The organism is Vibrio sp. 1978 (genome assembly GCF_033344345.1).
In genome coordinates this window covers 1-763 of record NZ_JAWPOP010000364.1, presented here as the reverse complement: position 1 = coordinate 763, position 763 = coordinate 1, and the positions used below count along the sequence as shown (strand labels likewise).

General features: G+C 45.1%; 1 pseudogene. It reads left to right on the top strand.

Going from position 1 to position 763, the window contains the following annotated elements:
- Positions 1–30: 30 nt before the first annotated feature.
- Positions 31–763 (top strand): annotated as a pseudogene (locus R8N49_RS26645) (hypothetical protein); the annotation flags it as partial.

The following is a 763-nucleotide window of genomic DNA, read 5'->3' as shown; positions in this document are numbered from 1 at the left end:
TATTTCGACGGTGAAGGTGGTGTGACATATATGAATGACGTCGTCACCATCACTCAAGAAGTTAAAGTTCGCGGCAAAATGGTCACCCAATCGATAGACATAGAATGTCGACATCAATTGGGAAGTGAGTATTTAGATGTCGACCCTACTTCTCTGCCTGATGGAGAAACCATACAGCTATTTCCATTTGCCAACACACCTAACTCCGGTGGGGTTTACAAAGCTTGGGTATCCACAGCAGCGAGCGTAAAAGCCGCTTGGGAAGGTACTGACCTGTATGGCGAAGAAACGGGTGAAAACTGTGCCGGGTTCTTTGGATTTATCCCTCGATTCTCGAAAACAGATAACTTCAAAGCGAAGACTGCAGAGCCAGAACCGCCAAACTTTGATATTGCTTTTCGTGCGTTCCACGACAGAAACCTGAACTGCCAATATGATCCTATCATCGATGAAGTTATTCCTAATTGGGAGTTCGGTATTCGTGACTTAGCGATGGAAATGGGTGGTATGCGTAATACTAAACTTTCCAATGATTCTCCTGACGAGCCAATCACGTTTAGTGTTTTTGGGGTTGAAGACCATCAATGGAGCTTAGACCAATTCATGTGGTGGGCGAAAAAAGTTGGCTTTACCGCAATGAACACCCCATTCACTCACTTCACAACCTTCGCAGATTTAAGAGACTTTGCACCGACGTTCGAAGATGGCGATCTGCATATAGGCTTTGCAAACGCTCTAGCATGTCAAACCAACTTCGACGAAA